The organism is Geminicoccaceae bacterium (assembly GCA_020638465.1).
GTDB lineage: Bacteria > Pseudomonadota > Alphaproteobacteria > Geminicoccales > Geminicoccaceae > JAGREO01.
Genome location: JACKIM010000002.1, coordinates 1,174,276 through 1,198,799, shown reverse-complemented (window position 1 = coordinate 1,198,799; position 24,524 = coordinate 1,174,276). Strand labels below are relative to the sequence as shown.

The 24,524-nt window shown below is 62.2% G+C and carries 20 protein-coding genes; 6 read left to right on the top strand and 14 right to left on the bottom strand.

All coding sequences use genetic code 11. The features are described 5' to 3' along the window. Window positions 1-2: 2 nt before the first annotated feature. Window positions 3-2,018, bottom strand: coding sequence for a bifunctional rhamnulose-1-phosphate aldolase/short-chain dehydrogenase (locus H6851_15845; GenBank protein ID MCB9945078.1), 2,016 nt, complete (start codon window positions 2,016-2,018; stop codon window positions 3-5). Between the two features lie 471 nt (window positions 2,019-2,489). Here H6851_15845 and H6851_15840 point away from each other — a divergent pair, with 471 nt between their 5' ends. From H6851_15840 to H6851_15820, 5 genes are all read left to right on the top strand, one after another. Continuing rightward, window positions 2,490-3,995, top strand: a complete 1,506-nt coding sequence (locus H6851_15840) for a sugar ABC transporter ATP-binding protein (GenBank protein ID MCB9945077.1) — start codon at window positions 2,490-2,492, stop codon at window positions 3,993-3,995. Then, window positions 3,992-4,948, top strand: coding sequence for an ABC transporter permease (locus H6851_15835; GenBank protein ID MCB9945076.1), 957 nt, complete (start codon window positions 3,992-3,994; stop codon window positions 4,946-4,948). The genes H6851_15840 and H6851_15835 overlap by 4 nt, the downstream gene beginning before the upstream one ends. Then, window positions 4,945-5,895 (top strand): ABC transporter permease, encoded by a 951-nt coding sequence (locus H6851_15830; GenBank protein ID MCB9945075.1) that lies wholly within the window; start codon window positions 4,945-4,947, stop codon window positions 5,893-5,895. The genes H6851_15835 and H6851_15830 overlap by 4 nt, the downstream gene beginning before the upstream one ends. A gap of 34 nt (window positions 5,896-5,929) precedes the next feature. Beyond that, complete coding sequence (locus tag H6851_15825; GenBank protein MCB9945074.1) at window positions 5,930-7,033, top strand: substrate-binding domain-containing protein; 1,104 nt, start codon at window positions 5,930-5,932, stop codon at window positions 7,031-7,033. Window positions 7,034-7,135: 102 nt separating this feature from the next. Next, window positions 7,136-8,512 (top strand): hypothetical protein, encoded by a 1,377-nt coding sequence (locus H6851_15820; GenBank protein ID MCB9945073.1) that lies wholly within the window; start codon window positions 7,136-7,138, stop codon window positions 8,510-8,512. 40 nt (window positions 8,513-8,552) lie between these two features. Here the strand turns inward: H6851_15820 and H6851_15815 are convergent, their stop codons facing one another. From H6851_15815 to H6851_15775, 9 genes are all read right to left on the bottom strand, one after another. Continuing rightward, the gene (locus H6851_15815) at window positions 8,553-9,461 is read right to left on the bottom strand and encodes a hypothetical protein (GenBank protein ID MCB9945072.1); all 909 of its coding nucleotides are present in this window, start codon (window positions 9,459-9,461) and stop codon (window positions 8,553-8,555) included. Continuing rightward, window positions 9,454-10,416: a hypothetical protein gene (locus tag H6851_15810; GenBank protein ID MCB9945071.1), complete on the bottom strand. Its 963-nt coding sequence runs from the start codon at window positions 10,414-10,416 to the stop codon at window positions 9,454-9,456. Before H6851_15810 ends, H6851_15815 begins: the two co-directional genes overlap by 8 nt. Before the next feature lie 3 nt (window positions 10,417-10,419). Continuing rightward, entirely contained in the window at window positions 10,420-11,505 is a 1,086-nt protein-coding gene (locus H6851_15805; protein ID MCB9945070.1) for an LptF/LptG family permease, read from the bottom strand. After that, on the bottom strand, window positions 11,502-12,707 hold the full coding sequence (locus H6851_15800) for an LptF/LptG family permease (protein ID MCB9945069.1): 1,206 nt from the start codon (window positions 12,705-12,707) through the stop codon (window positions 11,502-11,504). The genes H6851_15805 and H6851_15800 overlap by 4 nt, the downstream gene beginning before the upstream one ends. 50 nt (window positions 12,708-12,757) lie before the next feature. Next, a complete protein-coding gene (locus tag H6851_15795; protein ID MCB9945068.1) occupies window positions 12,758-13,690 on the bottom strand; it encodes a metallophosphoesterase in 933 nt (310 codons plus the stop codon). 13 nt (window positions 13,691-13,703) lie between these two features. After that, entirely contained in the window at window positions 13,704-14,474 is a 771-nt protein-coding gene (locus tag H6851_15790) for an NTP transferase domain-containing protein (protein MCB9945067.1), read from the bottom strand. Beyond that, window positions 14,474-15,622, bottom strand: coding sequence for a hypothetical protein (locus H6851_15785; protein MCB9945066.1), 1,149 nt, complete (start codon window positions 15,620-15,622; stop codon window positions 14,474-14,476). Before H6851_15785 ends, H6851_15790 begins: the two co-directional genes overlap by 1 nt. Further along, a complete protein-coding gene (locus tag H6851_15780) occupies window positions 15,615-16,376 on the bottom strand; it encodes a sterol desaturase family protein (protein ID MCB9945065.1) in 762 nt (253 codons plus the stop codon). Before H6851_15780 ends, H6851_15785 begins: the two co-directional genes overlap by 8 nt. Window positions 16,377-16,527: 151 nt before the next feature. After that, window positions 16,528-17,955 (bottom strand): hypothetical protein, encoded by a 1,428-nt coding sequence (locus H6851_15775; GenBank protein ID MCB9945064.1) that lies wholly within the window; start codon window positions 17,953-17,955, stop codon window positions 16,528-16,530. A gap of 219 nt (window positions 17,956-18,174) precedes the next feature. Here H6851_15775 and H6851_15770 point away from each other — a divergent pair, with 219 nt between their 5' ends. After that, on the top strand, window positions 18,175-19,158 hold the full coding sequence (locus tag H6851_15770) for a sulfurtransferase (GenBank protein MCB9945063.1): 984 nt from the start codon (window positions 18,175-18,177) through the stop codon (window positions 19,156-19,158). Between the two features lie 130 nt (window positions 19,159-19,288). Here H6851_15770 and H6851_15765 read toward each other — a convergent pair whose 3' ends face one another. From H6851_15765 to H6851_15750, 4 genes are all read right to left on the bottom strand, one after another. After that, window positions 19,289-19,816 (bottom strand): hypothetical protein, encoded by a 528-nt coding sequence (locus H6851_15765; GenBank protein ID MCB9945062.1) that lies wholly within the window; start codon window positions 19,814-19,816, stop codon window positions 19,289-19,291. A gap of 108 nt (window positions 19,817-19,924) precedes the next feature. Next, entirely contained in the window at window positions 19,925-21,811 is a 1,887-nt protein-coding gene (locus tag H6851_15760) for a hypothetical protein (protein MCB9945061.1), read from the bottom strand. Window positions 21,812-21,970: 159 nt separating this feature from the next. Continuing rightward, window positions 21,971-22,972 (bottom strand): ABC transporter permease, encoded by a 1,002-nt coding sequence (locus H6851_15755; GenBank protein ID MCB9945060.1) that lies wholly within the window; start codon window positions 22,970-22,972, stop codon window positions 21,971-21,973. 15 nt (window positions 22,973-22,987) lie between these two features. Beyond that, window positions 22,988-24,514: a sugar ABC transporter ATP-binding protein gene (locus H6851_15750; protein ID MCB9945059.1), complete on the bottom strand. Its 1,527-nt coding sequence runs from the start codon at window positions 24,512-24,514 to the stop codon at window positions 22,988-22,990. Window positions 24,515-24,524: the final 10 nt, after the last annotated feature.

Sequence of the window (24,524 nt, the reverse complement as noted above, 5' to 3'; positions counted from 1 at the left end):
AATCAGCGGCTGAAGGCCGTGGCATTCCCGGCATCGACGTTGATGATGTTGCCGGTGGACCGGGACGATGCGTTGCTGGCGAAGAAATACACACCTTCGGCAATATCTTCAGGGAGTACATTGCGCTTGAGCATGGAGCGCTGGCGATAGACTTCCTCAAGGGCTTCGCCTTCGGCCTGGTAGGACTGCTCGCGCGCCTTGCGCCACTCGCCCTGCCAGATGCGCGAACCGCGCAGGACGGCATCGGGGTTGACGATATTGGCGCGAATCCCGAGGGGCGCTCCTTCCAGCGCCATGCAGCGGGTGAGGTGCAGGACCGCCGCCTTGGCGGCGCAATAGGCCGAGGCACCGGCGGAAGCGGCAAGCGCGTTCTTGGAGCCGATGGTCACGATCGAGCCCCCCAGTCCCTGCGCCTTCATCACCCGGAAGGCTGCCCGGCAAACGAGGAATGCCCCCTTGCCAAGAACATCCATGTTGCGGTTCCAGTCCTCGACCGAGGTATCCTCGAAGGGGGAAGCGCTGGCGAGACCGGCATTGGCGACGACGATATCCACTCCGCCGAATTCGGCCGTTGCCAGTTTCAGCAGATCGTCCATGGATGTCTCGTCGGTAACGTCGCCCACATGGGTCCGTATGACGTCTCCACCGAAGCTCTGCCGCATGGCCTGCGCCGCCTGTTCCAGAGGCTCCGCGTCGCGGTCGGTCATGACGATGCAGGCACCCTCGCCGGCCAGCCGCCGCGCCGTGGCCTGGCCTATTCCGCCGGCGGCACCGGTGATCACGGCGATGCGCCCGGCCAGGCTCCGGGGCTTGGGCATCCTCTGCAGCTTGGCTTCCTCAAGCAGCCAGTACTCGATGTTGAATGCTTCCTGCGCGTCCAGGCCGACATAGCGGTCCACGCTGGATGCGCCACGCATCACGTTGATGGCATTCACATAGAATTCGCAGGCGATGCGGGCCGTGGCCTTGTCCTTGGCAAAACCCAGCATGCCGACGCCGGGCACCAGATAGATCACCGGGTTGGGATCGCGCATGGCCGGGCTGTCGGGATGCTTGCAGCCTTCGTAATATTCGGCATAGCCGCGCCGGTAACCGTCCAGCAGCCGGTCGAGATCGTCGGCGCCGGTGTCGGCAGGCAGCACGATGGGGCGGATCTTCGTTCGAAGGAAATGATCCGGGCAGGATGTTCCCAGAGCCGCGAGTTCTTCCAGCTGTCCGGAATTGACGAATTCGAGAACGGTATCTGAGGTGTCGATGTGGCCGATCTTCGCTTCTTCTCCACCGATCCTTCCCCGGATCAGTGGCATCAGCCGGGAGATTGTCTCCAGTCGTTGATCTTCGCCAAGACTCTCGCGAACGGTGCCGCCAAAGGCCGGACCGCCGGCCTGCCCGTCGAGCCAGTCCTGCGCCTTCTGGATGATGCGCAGGGTCAGCTCATAGCAGGACTTCGAATCGTCCGCCCAGGTGAAGAGTCCGTGCCCGCCGAGAACCACGCCGCGATAGTGTGGATTCTCGCGGGCGATCTTCTCCAGCTTGAGACCGAGATCGTAACCCGGACGCTGCCAGGGAAGCCAGCCGATCTCGTCGCCGTAGCATTCGCGCGTCAGCTCCCGCGATCGCGCGGAGGCGGCAATCGCGATGACCGCGTCGGGGTGCATGTGGTCGACGTGGCGATAGGGCAGGTAGGCATGCAGGGGTGTGTCGATGGATGCCGCGCGGGGATTGAGGTCGAAGGTGCAATGGGGCAGATAGCCGACCATCTCGTCTTCGTGCTCGATGCCACGATACAATGTCTTGATGGTGTCGAGTTTCGCCATGTAGAGCGTTGCGAATCCGTCGAGCTTCATCGAGCCGAGATCGCCGCCCGATCCCTTGACCCATAGCACCTCGGCCTCGTCGCCTCCCAGCGGATCGGCCATCTTGACCTTCGCCGAGGTGTTGCCGCCACCATAATTGGTGATGCGCTTGTCCGATCCCAGGAGGTTGGAGCGATAGAGCAACAGCTCGGGTTCACTCATGCCATGGGCCAGGGCGTCGTCCCAGCGGTTTTCCAGCCTTGCGCTCAACGCGTTTTCCTCCCGTTCGAGATCGTCTCGGTGCCTCTATAGCGCAAGTGCTGTGTCGGTGTGAGCGTGATATCCCTGCGCGCCGGTTCGTCGCACCTCGATTTGTTCAGGTCGGGGAAAATGTAAACGACATGAGGCATCAACTCGATACCGGCATACGCCATGCCGGAAGTCGACGATATCGGCATGCGCCATGCCGGAAGTCGACAATGTCCCGATCTTCGGTATCAATGATTCCGGCGGCATGGCAGGGCTGCTTTCCGCAATGCGGAAAAACGCTGTCACCAGCCGCTGGAGGCAGGTTGCCGGAAGGACCGTGCGGGCACGGAAGGGAGCTGACCGGACGTCGGCGCAAGCAACATGGATTGACGATGACCCGGTCAGTCAACCATGTTGCTTCGATCAGGGGAGGAAGCGAACATAATGACAGGCACACTCGAATTGTCCGGGGTCACGAAGCGTTTCCCCGGCGTTCTGGCTCTGAACGATGTGCATTTCGACGTGCGTTCCGGCGAGGTCCATGCGCTGCTGGGCGAGAACGGTGCGGGAAAGTCGACGCTGATCAAGCTGATATCCGGTGTCTACCGGCCCGACGAGGGCAAGATCTCGATGGATGGCAAGCCTGTTCATTTCGATGATCCGCAAGCAGCGCAGGCAGCCGGCATTGCCACCATCTTCCAGGAACTGTTGCTGTTTCCCGAACTTACCGTGGCCGAGAACATCTTCATGGGTCATGCGCCGCGCGGGCGCTTCGGGGCATTGGACTGGTCGGCGATGCGTCGCCGTGCACGCGAACTGCTGACATCGCTGGATATTCACGATCTCGATCCAGACGTCATCGTGGGATCGCTGTCGGTTGGTAACCGTCAAAGGGTCGAGATTGCCAAGGCCCTGTCGCATGACGCCCGCATCCTGATCATGGACGAACCGACGGCGGCGCTGACCGAGCACGATGTCGAGCGGTTGTTCGGCATCGTCCGGCTGTTGCGCGAGCGTGGGGTCGGCATCATCTACATCTCTCACCGTCTTGAGGAAATCTTCCTTCTGGCGGACAGGGTCACCGTGCTGCGCGACGGCCAGTATGTTGCGACCAAGCCGGTCAGCGAGACCAGTCATGACGACCTCATCGAGATGATGGTGGGACGGCGGATCGACCAGTTGTTCCCCAAGATCGAGGTGCCTGTCGGCGAACCCGTGCTGCAGGTGGAGAACCTCGTGCGCCGACCGATGACCCGCGATGTGTCGCTGGTCGTTCGCGCTGGCGAGATCGTCGGGCTGGCCGGTCTGGTGGGTGCCGGACGCAGCGAACTGGCGCAGACGATCTTCGGCATCACGCCGGCGGAAAGCGGCACCATCCGCATCAATGGCCGGGAGGTGCAGATCAGCTCCCCGGGCGAGGCCAAGGCGCTCGGGATCGCCTATGTGCCGGAGGACCGCGGGCATCAGGGCCTGGTACGGCCGATGCCGATCCTGCCCAATGTGTCGCTGTCGGTGCTCGATCGGCTGTCCCGCCGGTCGGTGATCGACAGGGGAGCCGAAATCCGGCTGGCGCAGGAGAGCGTCAGCCGCTTCTCGATCCGCGCCAGCGGTATCGACCAGATCGTGGGCAAGCTCTCCGGCGGCAACCAGCAGAAGGTCGTGCTCGCCAAGTGGCTTGCCACCGAGCCGCGCCTGCTGATCATGGACGAGCCCACGCGTGGCATCGATGTCGGCGCGAAAGCCGAGATCCACAGACTGATGAGCGAACTGGCCGGTCAGGGATTGGCCATCTTGATGATCTCTTCCGAACTTCCGGAGATCCTGGGGATGTCCGACCGGGTGCTGGTCATGCGGGGAGGGCGCATCGTCGCCGAGGCCGGTCGCGAACAGGCCACCCAGGAGGTCATTGCCGCGGCCATGATGAGCGACGTCAGCGGAGAAGCGGCATGAAGCGCCTCGTTCGCATCATTGCCAGCCAGGAATTTGTGCTGCTGGTCGTCATTGTCGCATTGATGATCTGTGTCGGCTGGATCAATCCGCGCTTCCTTGCCGAGCGCAACCTTCAGAGCATCTTCCTCGGCAATGCGTATATCGCCGTGGCGGCGATCGGCATGTCGCTCATCATCATTTCGGGGAATATCGATATTTCGGTAGGATCGCTCATTGGCGTCCTTGCCACCCTGAGCGGCACGCTCGCGGTCAACAATGTGCCGATCGTGCTGGCCTGGACGATCCCGATCGTCGTGAGCATCCTGATCACGTCTTTCATGGGGGTACTGGTCGCCTATCTGCGAATACCCTCCATTGTCGTCACTCTCGGCATGATGAGCGTGCTCAAGGGGGCGCTCATCGTCGCCACCGGCGGTGCGTGGATCAACAACCTGCCCGAGGGCTTTCACCTCGCCCAGGCCCATCCGTTCGGAATCCCCATGCCCATCTGGTTCATGGTGACCCTGACGGCAGGTGCCGCGATCTGGATGAAGTATGGAAGTTTCGGCCGCTCGGTCTATGCCATCGGCGGTAATGCCGAGGCGGCCCGTCTCTCGGGCATCGACCGGGAGCGGACGATCGTCAAGGTGTTTGCCATCCACGGCTTTTTCGTCGGCATTGCCGGCATCCTGTTCGCGACCCAGCTGAGCATCATCCAGTCCACGGTGCCGCCCAATCTCGAACTGACCATCATCACCGCTTCGGTCGTGGGCGGTGTGAGCATCCTCGGCGGTACCGGCACGGTCATAGGCTCGACGCTTGCAGCCATCCTCATCGCCGCCATCGCTTCCTCGCTCATCTTCGTCAGCATATCGCCCTACTGGCTGCGGTCGGTGCAGGGTATCCTGATCCTGCTCACGGTGCTCGCCGACCTCTGGCGGCGGCAGCGCCAGCGCCGGAGTGCCCGTTCATGAGCCGCCTGCGCAACCATGCCCACGAACTCGTCCTGCTGGCCATTCTGCTGGCGGCACTGTTCGTCATTTCGAGAATGACCGACCGGTTCCTCACCGTGGACAATCTGCTCAACCAGGGGAGATTGATGGCGGAAGTGGCGCTGGTCGCGCTGCCGATGACCTATATCATCATCACGGGCGGGATCGACCTCTCGGTGGGCTCGATCATGGGCCTCACGGCGATAACACTGGGCTACAGCTGGAAAAACATGGGCCTGCCGCTTGAGCTCGCCATTGTCTTTTCCATCGTCGTCGGCACCTTCGCCGGCTATCTCAACGGCCTGCTCATCACCCGCCTCAAGGTACCGCCGCTCATCATGACGCTGGCGACGCTGGCGCTCTATCGCGGTCTGGCCGAGGGGATCAGCCAGGCCCGTTCGGTGCGCGGATATCCGGAGTGGTTCTTCACTCTGGGACAGGGCGCGCTGTTCGACGTTCCGACGCAGCTGTGGCTGGTGATCATCGCGGTGGTCATCTTCGCGTTCGTGCTGGCCCGGACCACGTTCGGCCGGGCACTCTATGCCATCGGGCACAATGAGACCGCCGCCCGCTTTTCCGGTATCCCGGTCGATCGCATCAAGCTGGTCATCTACACGCTGTCGGGTTTCATGGCGGCCATCGCCGGCTGGATCTTCGTCTCGCGGGTCAGCACCACCCGGTCGGACATGGGAACGGGGCTGGAACTGGATGTCATTGCCGCTGTTGTGCTGGGTGGTACCAGCATCTTCGGTGGAATTGGTACCATTGCCGGAACGGTCATCGGTTTCACGCTGATCCAGCTGCTCAAGAACGGACTGGCGCTCATCGGCGTGAAGGGCGACGCCACGATCATCGTCATCGGCAGCGTGCTCATCGGATCCATTCTCATCACCAACTGGCTTCGTTACAGGCGAGGCCGGGAGGAGTAGGTTCACCATGCTCAGGCAAACAGGGAGTTTCGAAATGCTGAGAACCGTTCTCGTACTTCTGGGAACCACAGCCATGGCCGGCGGGGCCATGGCCGCCGACCTCTGGGATGGCGCCGACGACCTGCCCACCAGTCCGCTGGCCTGTGACGGGACGCCTTCCGAGGTCGCGAGCAAGCCCTATGACGGCGGCACCCCCACGGATGCGCCCGATCGCGCGGGCAAGGATCTCACCCTGATCGACGTGCCGAAGCTCGTCGGCATCGGCTATTTCGCGGCCACCACCAAGGGGATGCAGGAAGCGGCCGCCGAACTGGGCAACGTGACGGTAACGACCGACGGTCCCACCGAGGCCAATATCGACGACCAGATCACCTTCATCGACAACTACATCACCCAGGGTGTGGATGGCGTGCTGTTCGCCGCCAACGACCCGGTGGCGATCGCTCCGGTGCTGAAGAAGGCGCTTGACGCCGGGATCATGGTGGTCGGCTATGACGCCAATTCCGAACCCGACGCCCGCCAGTGGTTCGTCAATCAGGCCGAGTTCAACGGCATCGGCAAGGCGCTGATCGACAGCATGGCGCAGGAGATCGGCGAGGACGGCAAGTTCGCCATCGTCACCTCGACCTTCACCACGCCCAACCAGGCGCGCTGGATCGCCGAGATGCAGGCCTACCAGGAACAGTGCTATCCCAATATGTCCTGGCTGGAGACGGTGGAAGCCCAGGAGGATAACATTCTTTCCTTCAACCAGGCGACCACGCTCATCAACAAGTATGGCGATGACCTCGACGGCATCTTCGGCATGACCTCGGTGGCGACTCCCGCCTCCGCGGAAGCCGTGACCCAGGCTGCGGCCTGCGGTGATGTCGCGGTCATCGGACTGGCGACGCCCAACGCGATGAAGCCCTATGTCGAAAGTGGCTGCGTGAAGTCGGTGGTGCTGTGGAATCCGGTCGATCTGGGTTATGCTGCCGTTTACACGACCCGTGCGATTGCCGATGGCAAGTTGCAACCGGGCGCTGCCGAGGTCTCTGCCGGAAAGCTCGGCAATCTCAAGGTCATCAATGGCAGCGAGATCCTGCTCGGTTCTCCGTTCGTCTTCACCAAGGACAATATCAACGATTTCGATTTCTGATCGGAAACCTGTCTTCAGGGCAGGGCAGCCGAACTGACTGATCCGGACACGGCCGTGCCGCAAGCATGGTCGTGTCCGATTTTAGAAAAGTTCCATGAATTCATGACGACAGCAGTCCTCGATATCGGCAAGACCAACGTCAAGCTCGTGCTTTTCGACGACAAGGGTACAGAGATAGCCGCCCGGTCGAGATCGAACGAGGTGATCGGCGGCGATCCCTATCCGCATTTCGATCTCGATGGTCTGCAACGCTGGTTCATCGACAGTTTCCGGGAAATGCCCGACCGGCAGCAGATCGGGGCGATCGTTCCGGTGACCCACGGTGCATCGGCCGTGTTGTTGCGCGACGATGGCATGCTGGCACTGCCGATGCTGGACTACGAACATTCCGGTCCCAACGAGGTGGCCGACAGGTTTCGCGCGCTTTGCGATCCGTTCGAGCGGACCTTCACTCCGGATCTGCCCGACGGACTGACCGTCGGGCGGCAGCTCTTCTGGTTGCAGGACCGTTTCCCCGGGGACTTTGCCCGGGTGGCGTCTGTTCTTTGCTATCCGCAATACTGGTCGTGGTGGCTGAGCGGCGTGCAGGCCAGCGAAGTGACGTCGATGGGTTGTCACAGCCACCTCTGGTTCGCGCGGGAACGCCGGACCAGCGACATGGTGCGGCGGCTGGGCTGGGAAGCGCTGTTCCCGCCGATCCGCCCGGCTTTCGATGATCTGGGGCCTCTGCGTCCGGAACTGGCCCGGCAGACCGGTCTTTCGCCGCATTGCCGGGTGTTCAACGGCATTCATGACAGCAACGCCTCGCTGCTGCCCTATCTGCGCCATTGCGAGCCGCCATTTGCCGTGGTCTCAAGCGGAACCTGGACGATCAACATGTCGATCGGTGGTGAACTGGAGCACCTCGATCCGGCAAGGGACATGATCGCCAGCATCGATGTCGCCGCCCGTCCGGTGCCGACACTTCGATTCATGGGGGGACGCGAATATGCGGCGATTGCCGGCGAGGACGGGCTGAAGGCGGGGTTCGGCGGCGGCGAACTGCGAAGCCTGATCGGGGAAGGGGTGATGGCGCTGCCGTCGTTCGTCGAAGGTGTCGGACCATTTCCTGCCGGGACGGGGAAGATCATCGGTGCGCAGGATCTCTCGGCATCGCGAAGAGCCGCGCTCGCTACTCTCTACAGTGCGCTGATGGTCGACTACAGCTTGGAATTGCTTGGTGTGGAATTTCCAGTCTTTGTCGATGGTCCCTTTGCGCGGAACGACTGGCTTGTGGGTATGCTTGCGGCACTGCGCGCCCCGCAACCGGTTCATCCGCGTCCCTCGGCCAGCGGTGCGGCTGCCGGTGCGTTCCTGCTCACCCGATGGGAGGACCGACCGTCCTCTCCCGGTGACATCGGTCCCACCAGCGATCCTGTCGACCTGCCGGGTCTTTCCGCCTATCGGGATCTCTGGCGGGAGCGTATCGCCGGGCTTTGATGATTTGCGCAACTCGGCGAAAGCCATGAAGGGGCGGTAGTCAACGAATGATGCGTTGTCGCCAGAGCCGCCACAGGATCGGTCCGGCGGCGAGGATCGGGTGACGGCGCTGCCAGTCGCTCAGTTCCACGGTCGTGCCGCTGTGCCTTTCGATTTTCCATACCAGGTAGTCGGCCCCGCCGGAGAAGGTGAAGGCGGCTTTGACCAGCCGCAGGACGGACAATACCTTGCCTTCGCAGCGTCGCAGGCGTCTCGAACGACTGATCGAGGGGTCGATGGGTGTCGAAGCGAGAATGGTGTCGATAGCATCAAAACGGGACTGGTAGCTGCGATAGATCTGCGCCGCCCGTTCGGGTTTTTCCACGCGCAATTCACTGCGATAGGTCTCCTGCAACACGCCAACCCAACGATCTTGCGCATTGGTCGCATTGCCGCACAGGCAACGGGCATGGCCATGCAGGGTGCGTATGGCTCGAACAAGGACCTGCTGGAGCCGGTCCTTCGCGGCCTCGTCGACTTCGACGATGCCGGTGGGCTGGGCAAAGCGGGCCCAGAAATAGGGGTTCCGGCAATCGGGCTGCATGCGGCGGGCGAACTGATCGAGTGTCAGTACGGCATATTTCGCCCGAACGATACGGTCTCCATACGAACACTGTACGTAATAGACATTGGGTGGCACGAGGCGATTGGTCAGGCGGCTCAGCAGGCCATGGTGCAACGACGCGTAGCGGTCGGCGAGCAGATAGAGGTCGACCATGCCGTCGCTGACCACTCCATCGCGATAGCAACTTCCATAGAACAGGACGGCCACGATGCCGCCGCCCTCGCTTGTGCGTCCGCCGGCCCGTCGGACGGCCTCATCGGCAAGGCTCCGGACCTCGGGCGGAACCGGCTTTTCCAGCTCGGGTGCGATCAGCTCCAGCAATGGCCTTTCGAACGCCTCACACACGCAGCAGGTCCAAAGTCTCGAATGCCGTTATGCGAACCGGGCGGGTACGCAGTGGCTCGAAGAACTCGCCGTCGATGGTGAATGGCTCGTCCAGCCACAGTTCCACACTTCTGGCACCGAGACTGCGATAGTGGGTTTCGGGAAGGCGGCGAGGCTCGCCGCCATAGAGCACTCGCCATGAATTGCGCACGAGGCCCAGGGGAGGATAGGAGATGCGGGTGAAACGCACCGGTCCCCCCTCGCTCTGCCAGAAGGGGCGCGAGCGCAGGACGAGCTGGTCAAGCGTGGTGCAGAGGAGCAGCAGCAGCCGCTCGTCGAGCCGTTCGCCCTGGTCGACTCGCAGGCGGATGTCATGCCCGTCGATGCCAAAGGCTTCGAGCCCCCTGAACAGCGACCCGATGAGGAGCCCCGCCAGTGTCACCGCATGCGACCACTCGCCCTTGAAACCATGGGTGTGAACCGACCCTGTGCAGATTTTTATGGCATCATAGATACCGAGGCCGCCCATGAACATGCCGCGCTGGACGGGAAGGTCGTCGCGATAGTCCACCCGTAACACATGTCGTTTGACGAGGATTTCCTTCAGGCGATTGCTTTCCGCAGCCGCCATGAGCCTTTCCATCGACGACCAGCGCGGCGAGCGCAGGCCGCAATCGGCGGCCGTCATGTTGGCCATGCCGCGCGGCCAGATGGCCATCACCGGCGGCTGGACGAAGATCGGCTTCTCAAGGAGCGAGGTCATGGCTGCCTGCACCATGCCATCGCCGCTGTTGCATACGAGGATGTCGATTCCGGCGTCCGCGAATTCGGCAAGGATATCGTCGAGCGGGCGATCGGGCGCGAGCTGGCGATGGATGATGCGCGGTTCGGCGTCGATCCTGCGGCGCATCCGCTCCAGGGTCTTCTTGTTGCGTTCGCTCCTGGGGTTGCTCACCAGACCTATCAGCGGACTCACGGATCAGGCTCCCGACGGGCGATGCCGCGACACCCGCAGGGCCACGGTGAAAATGAACAGGCAGAGCAACATGGTCGGTCCGAATGCTGCGAGGCTCGGTGGCAGGAACCCGGCTTCACCCAGGGCGATCGCCAGGCCACTGAGGATGAGAAAGGTGAATCCCACGGCAATACCGCGAATGAACAATGAAGCGATACCACCTCCGCGCGTAAAGCGATAGGCGAGGGCGAAGCCCAGAAAGCTCATCAGCATGGGGACGAAGGCGCTGGCAAGACGGTAATAGAGCCAGGTACGGTGCCGCTCGGTCGAGGATACGCCGTATCCATCATGGCGGACGATGTCGATCAGGCCCGCCAGACCGACTTCCTGCGGCGGGCGGGCGAGCGCGGTGACACGTTCGAGCGGCAGGTTGTTGGCCCAGTTCATCTGCTCGATATGCTCGATCGTTCGTCCGCCGACGGCCGTTCTGGTCACTCCGAAAAGCGTCCATTCGCCCGGTGCGATCCTTGCTCGCTCCGTCTGGATGGTCTCGACCAGGCTACCGGCGTCGTCGAGACGGATGATCATCAGTCCCCTGATTTCGGTTGTCCGGTCATCTTCGAACAGGGGAAGGCGCACGATATCGAGGCCATCCTTGACCCAAAGAAATCCCTCGTCGGCACCTAGTGCCGCCGAGCGATAGTCGCCGATGCCCCAGGAGCGCAGGGTTTCCACGGCATAGGGTATGGCAAAATCGTCGTTGGCCAGTTTGAAACCCATGACCAGAAGGCCGGTGGGCACCAGCAGCAGCATGATCCGCAGGACCGAAAGACCGGACGCCCACATGATGACGAGCTGGCTGGTCCGCAACAGCTCGGCAGCGGTGAACAGCGCCGCGAGCAGTGCCGCTATGGGCAGGATCTCCGACAGCAGGGTCGGGAGGCGCAGGACGGCATAGACCAGCAGTCCGCGCAGGAGGCCCTTGTCGTTGCCCAGATCCTCGCCGACCTCGATGAGGTCGAACATCAGGGCGAATATGGCGATGCCGAAGGCGGCAAGGACGAGCCGGGTCAGGTAGATGCGGTTGAGGTAACGCGACAGGACGCTCATGAGCCGGCCTTGGCCTTGCCCCGGCCGCGAAAGACGTGATCGAGGGCTTCGACGATCCGATCGAAGTGCCGGCCATGGGTCGGATCGGGAACTTTCCACGCACTGCGGAAGAACAGCGCGAAAGACCCGATGGTGAAGACGGCATAGGGCAGCCACAGGCCCAGCAACGCGCTCATCTTGCCGTCATCGACGATTCCCTCGGTCGTCTTGATGAGCTGGTTGTAGCCGATCAGGATCGTGATACCGATGATGAAGCCGTAGGAGCGCTGGGCACGCCGCCGGCCGAGCGAAAGGGGCAGGGCGAGGAATGGCAGCACCAGGACCGACAGGCTGCGTACCAGCCTGCCATGCAGTTCCGCGTGGACACCGGAAAAGGCGATGGGCTCGTTGGTGTGGGGATAGACAAACAGCTCCGGCACGGTCAATTCGCGCTCATTGCTTCCCCTCGGGCGGAACGGCTCGGGCTCGCGGCCATGGAGATCGGTGGTGAATTCACGAAAGCGCAGGGTGAGGGCAGCCGGCCCGCCACGTTCTCCGGTATCGCTGCGTTGGCTGCGGATCAGCTGCTGGGTCCCGTCATGGAGTTCGAGTTCCAGCGGGTCGAGGGGACCTCTTTCGATGACATCGCCGGATCTGGCCGTGAGGACGACATCGCCGCGTTCGTCATCAGTCGAATAGAGGAAGACACCATCATAGTGCTCGCCCCTGGCGTCGACCTTCTCGACCCGGTAGGTCGTTCCGGCGATGGTCACGAATCGATCCTCCTGGATCAAGCTCAGGAACGACGCATTGGTGACCGCATGGACGGCGGCCCGGTAGGCATAACGGCTGTAGGGTTGCAGATAGCTGACCAGCGCGAGATGCATGGCCGTTACCACCAGGGCAAGATAGACCATCGGCCGGACCATCTGCACGAGCCCGTATCCCCCCGCGCTCATGGCATCCAGTTCGCTTTCGCGAGACAGTCTCGAATAGGTGAACAGGATCCCGATGAAAAAGGCAGCGGGCAGGGCAAGTCCCATGTAGTGGGGAATAAGGTAGCTCAGCATCTCGAACACGATGAGCACGTTGCCCCTCCAGCCGAGCACCAGCTCGACCACGGACAACGCCCGCTCGGCGAGCAGGGCGAGCAGGGCGATGAGCACCGTGGCGCCCATGGGACGCAGGACCTGTTGCAGCAGGTATCGATCGAGGATCGACATGGATCGCTGATGGACTCCGTTGAACCGGTGTTGTTGAGGGGCTCAATATCTCAAACGGCGGTCGTGGACCAGTCGCCGGCAACGAGCATCACCTCATCGTTCTTGCGCATGAGGTGACCTTCCATGTCGGACTGGAAGGCGTTGCGTTGCCGATCGTAGCGGCGCAGTTGAATGGCAATCCGCCCGTCTCCCGGATCGATGCGCAGTCGCATGTAGCCGCCTTCCTCCCTCCTGTAGGGATCGTCAAGGGATGAAGACGGTGTCACGATCACCGGAACCGGGCCGTCCGGCCCCGGCAGCGAACCCAGTTCGTGGCGATGCTGGTGACCGCTGAGAACGAGATCGGCACCCGTTTTTGCGATCACTTCGGCAAATTCCCCATGATCGCGAAGATTGCGTCGATAGTGCAATCGCGCCAGCGGCGGATGGTGGATCAGGATGACGATGAAACATTCTTCACTGCGCAATTGTCGCAATATCGGTTCGAGTGCCTGGACCTGCTGCCTGCCCATGCGCCCGTAGGCGAAGGCCACCGGACTGGGAATGGCGCTTGACAGGCCGACGAAAGCCACGGGGCCGCGCCGTCGGACATAGGGGAACGAGATATGATCCCCGCCGTCCATCGTCATGTAGTCCCGCCACAGATCCCAGTGTTCGCGGTAGCGACCCTTGACATAGGCATCGTGATTGCCGGGCACGAGCGAAACCTCGTCTGGCGGTCCGAAGCGTTCCAGCCAGGTAGCGGCATTCTTGAATTCCTGTGCGAGCGCGATATTGACCATGTCGCCGGTAATGACGGTGTGATCGGCGTGATGCGTGGCGAGGTCTGCCAGCAGGGCCTCGATGACGTCGATGCGATGCAGCAGGTGGCGCTTGCGGTGCCATGACAGGAAACCGAAGAAGCGCTTTGACAGGAGCTGGCGATAGCTCACGTTTGGCAGGGGACCGATATGGAGGTCGGTCAGATGGGCTATTTCAAACATGGAGGTCCGGGATTCAGGGGGCCTGACGGCGTTCAAGGATGGCATCGGCCAGCAACAGGTCATCGACCTTGTCGACATCGATGGCCGCTTCGGCAAACGGCAGCAGCACCGCCCGCGCCTGCGCACCCACGCGCTGCGACGCCTTTTGCATGGCTTCGTCCAGGCTCAGCCGCCGCAGGAGATAGGAGACGAGCAATCCCGGCCCCATGGCCATCGCGATGCGCCAGGGCTTCTTGCGGTCCTGTTCCACCCGCCGCCAGAAACGTACCGCGTTGCGCGCCCGGTCGTTGCCAAGCCAGAAAAGGTTGGCGCCCGAAAACCGGCCGTCGCGAAATTTCAGGTATGTGCGCCGGTTGTCGGGATAGTCCTGGAGAATCACTGTGGAACTGACCAGGCCGACGGCGATGTCCGCATCGCTGGTCGTGGCCCGGTCGATGAAGTGGGTCAGCATCTCGCGGGTCAGAAGGGGATGGTCGGCCGTCGTCACGAGCATCGGCGCGCCGGCTTCGTGGAGATGCGCGGCCACGGTCAGGCTCGGTGTCGGCTCGCAACCGGTCAATGTCACCCGACATTCATTCGCAATAACGGGAAGGTCTTCAAGTTCAGAAGGTTTCTGGGCTGCAATGCGCAGCCGCACGACACCGTCCAGCGACAGAATCGTTTCGGCCACGCGTTCGACCATGGGCCGACCCGCGACGGCGGCGAGGCATTTCTGGCTGACGCCCGCATGCTGCGCCAAGGGGTCGCTGCCACCGCGCGAGCCTGCGAGGACCAGGACCTGCATCAGGCGATATCCCGCTCGAATATCCTGTAGGTCTTGTAGGCTTGGCCTCCCATCGTCTCGACGACATCGCGGATCGGGGCATTGTCTTCGAGCAGCCATGAGAGTTCACCGCGCCGTGCACCCCGGCCGACATGGTAATCGCGGATGGCGCTGACCACACCCAGCAGAGCCGCGGCCCCCTTGAGCGTGCCCTGGACTTCCTTGCGAATGCCCACCAGCGGGACGCGCCAGCGCCTGATGCCGGAGACCTTCAGCCGCCAGAGCAGCTTGATGAAGCCGAACGGGAACAGCCTTCCGCCCAGATCCCGGCTGGCATCGTTGAGGTCCGGCAGGGTTACCGCCATCGCGACCGGCCTTCCCTTGAGCTCGGCAATGGCCACGCAGCGGTCGGTCACGAGCGGCCTGATGGACTTGCCGAGATGCATCGTCGCCGCCTCATCCAGCGGTATGAAATTCCAGTTCTCGGACCATGCATCATTGAAGATGTCGCAGATGAGAGCGATTTCCTCCTCATACCGGTTCATGTCGAGAGGGCGGATCGTGAGGCCCTTCATCCCGTTCATGCGGCCCAACAGCCGCTGTGCCGCCGGGGGCCATGGTTTGTCGGCGTCGAAGTCGTAGGCGATCAGATCCTTGGCCTTGCGGTATCCAAGCGCTTCCAGCTCCGGTGCATAATAGCGCCTGCCGTGCGGCATCATCAGGTAGGGCGGGGTGTCAAACCCCTCGACCAGCAGGCCCGACTCGTCGTTGATGGACAGCGAAAATGGCCCCTGCAAGCGCTTCATGCCACGCTCGCGCGCCCAGATTTCGGCGGTTTCCATCAGCAGGCCGATCACTTCGGGGTCGTCGACGGCCTCGAAGAAACCGAACTGTCCGGTGGCATCGCCATACTTGTCGAGATGGGCCCGATTGATCTGGCAACTGATGCGCCCGACCACATCCGGCCCCCGCTGGACCGTCCAGTAGGCAACCTCCATCTGTTTCAAGGCGGGGTTTTTCCCCGGATCGAGATGGTCCAGCCGCTCAAAGGTCAATGGTTGCACGAATACCGGATCGTCCGCGTACAATTGGCGCGTCATCTCGATGAAGCGGCGCTTGTCGGCTGTCGTTCGAACGATCGTGATCGAAAGGGGGCGGTCGTCAGACATCGCGCCGCTTGCGTCGCCGGGCATAGGTTTCGTCATCGGCACTGAGTTCGGCGACCCACGGGTACTTGTCCCGCAATGCACCTGCATAGCCCAGATTGTGTACCGTATCGCTGCGCGGCACGTCTTTCGGCTGGGCATAGAACGTGCCGAACACATGGTCGAACATGTTCTGTGTTATTCCGAAATTGCCATGTTCGCTGTGGAAATGATGGGCGAGATGGCGGCGCTTGATCTCGCGCAGGAAGGTTATCCGCGGGTTGAAGGGCAGATGCTGCATGCAATGGGTGAACTCGTAGACACAAAAGATGATGCAGCCGGTGGCGAACGCGGCAAGCGCACCCGCCCAGCCGTCGATGAGGCCGCCGATGGGCAGGGTGATCCCGGCGATTGTCGGCAAGGTGGTGTAGAGGGCACCGAACAACACGGCCAGATCGTGGGGATTCTGGTGGTGGTCGTAGTGGATCCGCTTCCAGACCTTTGCCGTCGCCTTGTGCTTGAACAGTTCGTGCGAGTGCAGCAGGTATCGATGGACGACATATTCGACAAACGGATAGGCCAGCACCACGACGATGACGGCCGTCAGCGGACCCGCCCACCCATCGGCGAGCCAGAATGATCCCGCGATGGCAACAATCGCGACGAGGATATAGGCCTGAATGGAGTAATAGGTGAAATAGGCACGCACGAGGTCCGCGAGCGTCATCTTGTCCAGGAAATAGCTGCGATCGCTCCAGGGGCCCCAGGATATCAACATGGTATGTCTCGGAATTGCGGGTGTCAGGGTACCCCTCTAGCTAGTGTCAGGGAGGACATACGGCAAGCACCCCGCTGCCTCTGGTCCCGCATGTGTGACATGCATGACGCGCGGGACCCCTTCCTTCGCAAGGGACCCCGCCGTCGGCAGTTCAGGGTTGCGCCGACGCATTCACCTCGATTCCGAACTTCTCGAACAGTGGTCCCAACTGGTTCAGGCTGAACTGGCTGGCGCTCATGCCGTCGAGGGATACGGGCTGCGGCGGATTGGCGCGGATGGTGAGATGGCCAGGTGCTGCGATGAAATCCTCGATGGCACGCAGCGCATCGTTGATCCTCGGCGGTACCCCTTCGGGGAACATCAGCCGGGCGAACGTCACGATCTGGAAAGCCAGCCCCTGCGGCTCCATGCCCATGCTGCGGGCGATGTCGTTGACGACCGATCGAACGGCACCGCGATCGACGTAATCGATCACCATGCGGGAAAGCAGCGAAGGCGGCAGATTCGGCGCGACCGCGTCGACCAGGTCGAGTGCTGTGCCTTCGATGTCGATATCGAGGCGCCCCAGATTGTCGGCGGACAGACGTGCTTCGGAGCTTTGGGAGAAGGTGCGCAGATCGGAACGGAAACCGGTCGTGGCGTGCAGGGTCAAGGGAGCGTCCAGGATCGTGTTCGCGCTGCGCGACGATGTGTCATCGGCATAGTTCCCCAGTCCATCGATCGTGACCTGTTCGATGATTCCGCTTCCAACCATGACGTGCTCCCCTTCGAGCCAACTGTCCGCCATGATCTTCGGTATCGATATGTGCCCCTTGTCGAGGCCGATTTCCAACTGGTCTATCTGGAGGTTGAACGGCAACCCGGTGATTATCGCCTCGCGATAGGCGTCGATGTCGAATGTCCGCTTTTCGCCTCGATTCCGCATCAGCATCATCTGCCGGGCCATCTGTTCAATGGAAAAACCACTGATGGCAAACCGTTGAAACGAGACGCGGTTGCGGTCCTCCATGTTGGTGGCCATGCCGCGATCGACGGTGAATGCCAGCATCCGGCCGTCTTCCATGCCGTTGAAGGCGAGACGGTCGCTGGTCAGCGTCAACAGCCCGGCCTGAAGGGCGCCTCCCAGGGCATGAACCGGTCCCAGGTCCAGCATGCGCAAAGCTTCGATGGAGAAGTTTCCTTTCACCAGCGTCGAGAGTTTCTCGATATCGATCTGCTGGATCGAAAGGGAATGGAATGTCAGGCGGACGTCGTCGGGACCGTTGAAGTCCAGCCCATCCATTGCCAGCCGGTCGATGGACCGGATTCCGCCATCGGCGTCGTTGGCGAGACCGGAGATCCTCAGTTCGTCGACCTCGAACGTGGCGCCCCGTCTTGCCAGTTTCAGTCCCCTGACGATCCCGTCTTGGGTGTCCTGTTCGTTTTCCAGTGACCTGTAGCTCAGTCCCGGCCCGATATTCGTCGCGTCGCGAAGTGCAGCGATAAATGTTTCGGCGGTGCCTTCGGCCTGCGCATTCGCGGCCACGAAAATTGCCGCCGTGAACAGCGGCAGAACGGCGAATATCCTGAACAGACCCATGTCGGCTCCCAGTGGATGCGGCCCCCAAACTAGCAGCGTGCGGGGGTATCGCGATAGCGGTGACAGCAAGGAACACCCGCCAAAGCCGGTCCGGCGCCCCCCATGCGTGGAGCATGATAGCCGGAAAGGGAAAATATCCATTTAACACACATAAAAATTGTATTGAAAAATTAAATCGTAAAATTAGATGTTGTTTCCTGACAAGCGCCGGAGAATGACATGAACGCCTCAGCCCTCTTGCCTCTTGCCGTTTCGGGCGGCATTGCCCTTGCCGCGATGGCGGCGAACCTCCCGGCCGCCGCCGACCCGCTGATCGAACCGGACGAGCTTGCCGCGCGGCTGGGTGAGGATCATCTGGCCATCCTCGACATCCGCAGCCAGCCGCGCGATGCGGCCCAGGACGTGTTTGCACAGGGGCACGTGCCGGGAGCCGTTCACGGCGACTATGTCACGGGCGGCTGGCGTACCGAGGTCGATGGCGTAGTCGGCATGGCCCCGACACCGGTGGCGCTGGAGACGATGATCGGCAATCTGGGCATCGGCAATGACGACGAGGTGGTGATTGTCAACGCCGGCACCGACGCATCGGATTTCGGCAGTGCCGCGCGGGTGTACTGGACCTTCAAGTATCTCGGGCACGATGATGTGGCCATACTCGACGGTGGCTTCAGGGGCTGGACCGAGGATGCCTCGCGGCCGGTGGAGGCAGGGCCGTCGGTAGTCCGGGAGCCCAAGATCTTCACAGCGAGCCTGCATCCCGAAATCCTGATTTCCAGCGACGAGGTACTGGCGACGCTGAATGATCCGCGGGTTGTGCGTGTGGATGCCCGTCCCGAAAACCAGTATCGCGGCGAGGCGCAGCATCCCAGGGCGCTGGGCGCCGGCCGTATTCCCGGTTCGGTCGGTGTGGAACAGGCGATCTTCTTCGACGACCGGGGGAGGCTCCTGCCACGCGAGCAGCTTGAGGGACTGGTGCCGGAAAAGGTCAAGAGCGGCGATGCCGACATGGTCGTAAGTTATTGCAATACTGGCCACTGGGCGGCCACGGACTGGTTCGTGCTATCGCAGATGCTGGGCTATCGCAATGTCCGCCTCTACGATGGTTCCATGACCGGCTGGACGGCCGACCCCTCGCGACCGCTCTCCACCGGTCCTGATGAACTCGACAAGATCAGCCGCTGGGTGCCGGCAAGACAGGGCTGAGCGGATTTTCGCGCATCGATTGCAAGGCATGCCATGTTGTCCGGTCCTGAAATAGGAAAACTATACTATCAAACTGGTACTTCCGTTTCAACCCCTTCAGGCGATCGTTTAATTCAATTTTTCTAAAATTTTATGGATCGGGCCGCAAAGACCCCCGTGCGGACCGGGCCATTTTCCGAACGGCAGCGGGCGGACCGTCACGCTGGTGCCCGCATTGCAAAAGCGGGGACGAGCAGAGAAATGTCATGGGGGAAGGGATGGGTCGCAGCCGAGCACCCGAAAGGCCGACACCGGCGAAAATTGCCTTCAGGCCGACCCAGAACCGCGTCTCGCCGAGCATGAGCGCCTGATGCGGCCATGTTTCCGTTTCGACCGACGCATGGGCCAGCCGATGAAACGCCTCGTAATAACTGCGCGCCTTGCGCGCATACCTCGCCTGTCCGGCTTCCATTCCACCTTCCAGCGTCGCAAGGCAGAAGGAACCATCTGTCCGCAATTCGGGCAGGGAAAACGGCACGATCCGCGGTACTCCCGGCCGCTGCCGCAGGACGAGCAGCCAGCCGATCCGCAGGACCTGCACCAGCCCCAGGAACAGGACCCGGCCCGCCAGCTCAAGCGGGCGGGCAACAAGATCGGCAAGGGGCGGGTTGGTCTTCATGCCAACCGTGCTAGCATGGGCTGGAGGGAATGTAAAGGAATAAAATCATATAAAGTCTTGTGCATGCCAGTATGGCCCGCCCGACATGACGGCGCACGACGGTTGTCGTCAGACCTTGTCGGCGATGACGATGCCGAACTTGGTACAGCTGCGGGCCAGCTTCTCCCACCGCAGGGCATCATCCGACTCGATCGTCTTGCGTACGGCCTTCAGACGGTCGTGGAGCTGCGATGCCCTGGCCCGGAGGCTCTTGGGATCGACTTCGTCGAGTTTCCACCATTCGTCTATGGGTACGATATCTTCCTTGCCTGTCACCCTGGTCTTGACCTGTCGCCAGCCGTTCCTGGTCTTTTCCCATCCGGTCTTCGCCAGAAGTTTCGCCCGATCGGCGATGGGAACGAACAGCTTCTCGGCCATCAGCTTGCGCAGCTTGACATAATTCGTGCGCATCGCCGTGGCGGCCTTGCGGATATTTTTTGCTCCCGCTCTGGCATTGTCGGCGATCGCCCTGGCGACGTCATCGGCTCCCTTGCGCAGGGCCGTGTCGCTGCCAGCCTTCGCGACGGCGGAAAGGGCAGAGCCGAGCTTGCGGCCGACAACCGACTGCGTGAATGCCTTGGTGCCCTGCTTCACGCCGGTCTTCGCCAGCTGGGCCGCCTTGCGCGATGCCTTGGCCGGACCGTATCCGCCCAGTGTGGCGATGCTGCCCACCACCTCCAGAGGCGAGGCCACCATGTCGGTGGTGGCCAGCGCGCATTCGGCGGCGGAAGTCGCACAGCCGGCAGCACAGGCTGCGCCGAACCGGCCCTCGCAGGCGCTCCAGCAGACCGGACCGACGCCCGAAAAGCCGCTGCGGCAGGTAGGATAGCACAGTCCGATGCCATCCATTTCATATCCGGCGGGACAGGTGTCGGACGGATAGCATCGGCCGAGATTGAAGAACTCGCCGGAGTTGCAGGTCATCGAAGCCAGGCCCAGCGAACTGGCACCGCGTCCGCAGAATTCGCCATTGTTGGTGTAGCCGGGCTTGCACTCCTTGTAGCAGCGCCCGCCGGTCCGGAATTCGCCGGAACGGCAGGTCATCGAACCGACACCTCGCGAACTGGCGCCGCGGCCGCAGAATTCGCCGTTGTTGGTGTAGCCCGGTTTGCATTCCTTGTAGCAGCGCCCGCCGGTCCGGAATTCGCCGGAGCGACAGGTCATCGAGCTCATGCCGAGACTGCTGAACGGGAACTTGTAACAGGAAGCCCCCATATTGGTGTAGCCCTTCGGGCAGTCGGCGACCCTTGATGCCTGGCCATAGGTGCTGGCGGGACGGAAACAGGTCAGACCCATGTTGGTGTAGCCCTTCGGGCAGTCGGCGACCCTTGATGCCTGAGCATAGGTGCTGGCGGGACGAAAGCAGGTCAGGCCGGTATTCGTGTAATCCTCCGGGCAGTCGGCGACCCGGCCGAATCCCTTGGGCAGGACGCCGGCCGTCCGGCCATAGGAATTCTTCCAGCAGAAATCGCCCACGCCCGTCTCGGCTTCCGTGGTACCGCATTTCGCATAAGTGTAGGCTGCGGCGACGCCGACCACCCCGACGGGGTCGGCGATACTGGCAACGGCGAGCGATGTCCGGGCAATGTCGAAGCTCGACCAGGTTTCGTCGCCGGAATCGCTGTCGGCGGTTTCGACCTGCGGTTCGTATTCGGCCATGAAGGCGGCAAGTTCGCTGCTGTCGAGCTCATCCACGCTGATATTCGTACGCAATTCCATATCGGCCAGCAATTCGGCCCAGACCCGCATCTGATCCGTCTCTGCGCTGTCCCGCTCGGCGACGTCCTGCTGGTAGGCAGGATCATTTGCCAGCCGGCTGGTCGATATCCTCAGCGCGGTACAGAGATTTTTCAGGTCGCCTTGAAGATTTTCATCATCCGCTTGAGCACGCAGGAAATCGGGGAACAGCAGAATGGCAAGAAAGAACAATAGAAATGCGCATTTTTTGAAAATCACTTCACTCTCCTGTTGTTTTTTGGATTGAATTTCAAGGAGTGGAGATTTTCTTCGTAACAAAGTTCAATATTGGATTCCAGAATTTATTCAGTTGTCAAAGCAATGATATCCGTAAGGAGTTCGAGTTCCGTGGCACGGAGTACCCGAACGGGAAGGGCTTCAGCCCCTCCGTCGTCTGGATTTGGCGAAGGTGTCGAAGGCGACGGCGAGCACGATGATAACGCCGATGATGATCTGCTGGACGTAGGAACTGACATTGTTGAGCACGAGGCCGTTCAGGAGGACACCGATCAGGATCGTGCCGATGACCGTGCCGAACACGGTGCCGATCCCGCCGAAGAGCGAGGTTCCACCGATGACGACCGAAGCGATGACCGTGAGCTCGTAGGTCAGCCCGGCCACGGCCTCGGCAGAGTTCAGGCGGGCGGAAAGGATGAAGCCGCCGAGACCGGCGAGTGCCCCCATCAGCAGGTAGACCTGCAGCGTGATCCGGTCGACATCGACCCCCGAGAGTCTCGCGGCTTCCGGGTTGCCGCCGACGGCGTAGACCCTTCGACCGAACCGGCTGTAGCTCAGGACGACGTGGGCGACGACCGCCAGCCCCAGAAAGACGATGACCGGTACGGGAACCGGGCCGACATATCCCTGGCCCCAGAACGTGTATCCGGCATCGAAGCCGCTGATCGGTCCACCGCCGGCGAACAGGAGGGCGCCGCCGCGGAAGGCCGACATTCCGCCAAGCGTGACGACGAAGGGGGGTACCTTCAACTTCGTGATGGCGAGTCCCTGCAAACCGCCGGCGAGAAGGCCCACGACCAGCGCCGCGAGTACCGCCAGCGGCCAGCCATATCCGGCGGCGTCGGTCTGCGAGCCCACGGCAAAGCGGCTCTCGAAGCCGCCCTTGGCGACGGCGGCGGCGACCAGCCCGGCGAAGGCGAGCAGCGAGCCCACCGAAAGGTCGATGCCGCGCGTGAGGATGACGAAGGTCATGCCGATTGCGAGGATGCCGAAGATCGAGACCTGCCGCATGACGTTGAAGAGGTTGAGCGGATTGAGGAAGCGTGGCTCCAGCGCGGCGAACACACCCATCAGGATCAGGAGAAAGATCAGGGGCGCATATTTTGCAAGAAAGCCGAGAACGTCGAAACCGCCATCATTCATGGATCAAGGGTCCGTTCAAACTGTCTGCTCATGGAAGGTCATCAGGGCCATCAGCCGCTCCTCACCGGCATCGGTGCGCATGACCTCGCCCGTGATCCGCCCCTCGCGCATGGTAACGATACGGTCCGCAAGGCGCAGGATCTCCGGCAGCTCGGAGGAAATGACGATGACAGCCATGCCGGCTGCGGCCAGTTCGTCAATCAGTTGATGCACCTCGGCCTTGGCGGCGACATCGATGCCGCGGGTCGGCTCGTCGACGATCAGGATCTTCGGCTCCAGCGCCAGCCAGCGGGCAAGCACGACCTTCTGCTGGTTGCCGCCCGACAGGGTCGCGATCGGCTGCTCCGGACCGGCCATTTTGATCTGGAGCTTGTCGGCAAAGCGCGTGACGAGTTCGCGTTCGCCCGGGCCGCTGACGAGGCCAAGCGAACCGGTGATGCCGTCGATGGCCGTGATCGCCAGGTTGGCACGCACGGCAAGCGCCAGGAACAGCGCCTGCTGCTTGCGATCCTCGGGCACCAGCCCTATTCCCGCCTTGATGGCGTCGTTGGGCGAGGAAAGCGAAATCTCCCGTCCATCAACGAGGACTGTCCCGGCATCGAAAGGGTCGGCACCGAAAACGGCTCGCGCAAGCTCCGTGCGGCCGGCGCCGACCAGACCCGCGAGGCCGAGGATCTCACCTGGAAACACCCGCAGGTCGATGTCCTCAAGACGCGTGGCGTGGGGATCGAGCAGGTCGCCCGCGCTCGACAATCCACGCACCTCAAGGGCCGGCTGCTTGCGCTCGATCCTGCGTTCGCCACCGGGGCGTTGGTCGACATCACGCCCGACCATCATGCGGATGATGCCGTCGACATCGATGTCCGCCACTGCCGCACCGCCGACCAGCCGGCCATCGCGCAGGACGGTGATGCGGTCACAGATGCGCATCACCTCGTCGAGGCGATGGGTGACGAAGACGATGCCGATGCCCCGCGATTTCAGCTCGGCGACAATCCCGAACAGTCGAAGGACTTCGGTATCGGACAGCGCCGAGGTCGGCTCGTCCATGATGATGAGCCGGCTTTCCATGGACAGCGCACGGGCGATCTCGACCATCTGCTGTTCGGCAACGGAAAGATCGGCTACCAGCCGCTGCGGCTCCATCTTCAGCCCGACATCGGCGAGAATGCGCGCGGCCTCGCCATTCATGCGCCGCCAGTCGACCAGCCCGAAACGCACCGGCTCCCGACCGATGAAGATATTCTCCGCTACCGACAATGTCGGCACCAGGTTGAATTCCTGATAGATGGTAACAATGCCGAGTTGCTGCGCCGCCAGCGGACTCGACAGCTCGACCGTCTCGCCGGTGAAGGTGATCGTACCTCGATCCGGTGGCTGGGCACCGGCGAGGATCTTGAGCAGGGTGGATTTTCCTGCACCGTTTTCGCCGAGGAGCGCATGGACCTCGCCGTCGTCGACGGAGAAGTCCACGCCATCAAGGGCCTGGACACCGGGAAAGCCCTTGGCAATCCCGGTCATCCGCAGCAATGGAGCCGACATCCGACGATTG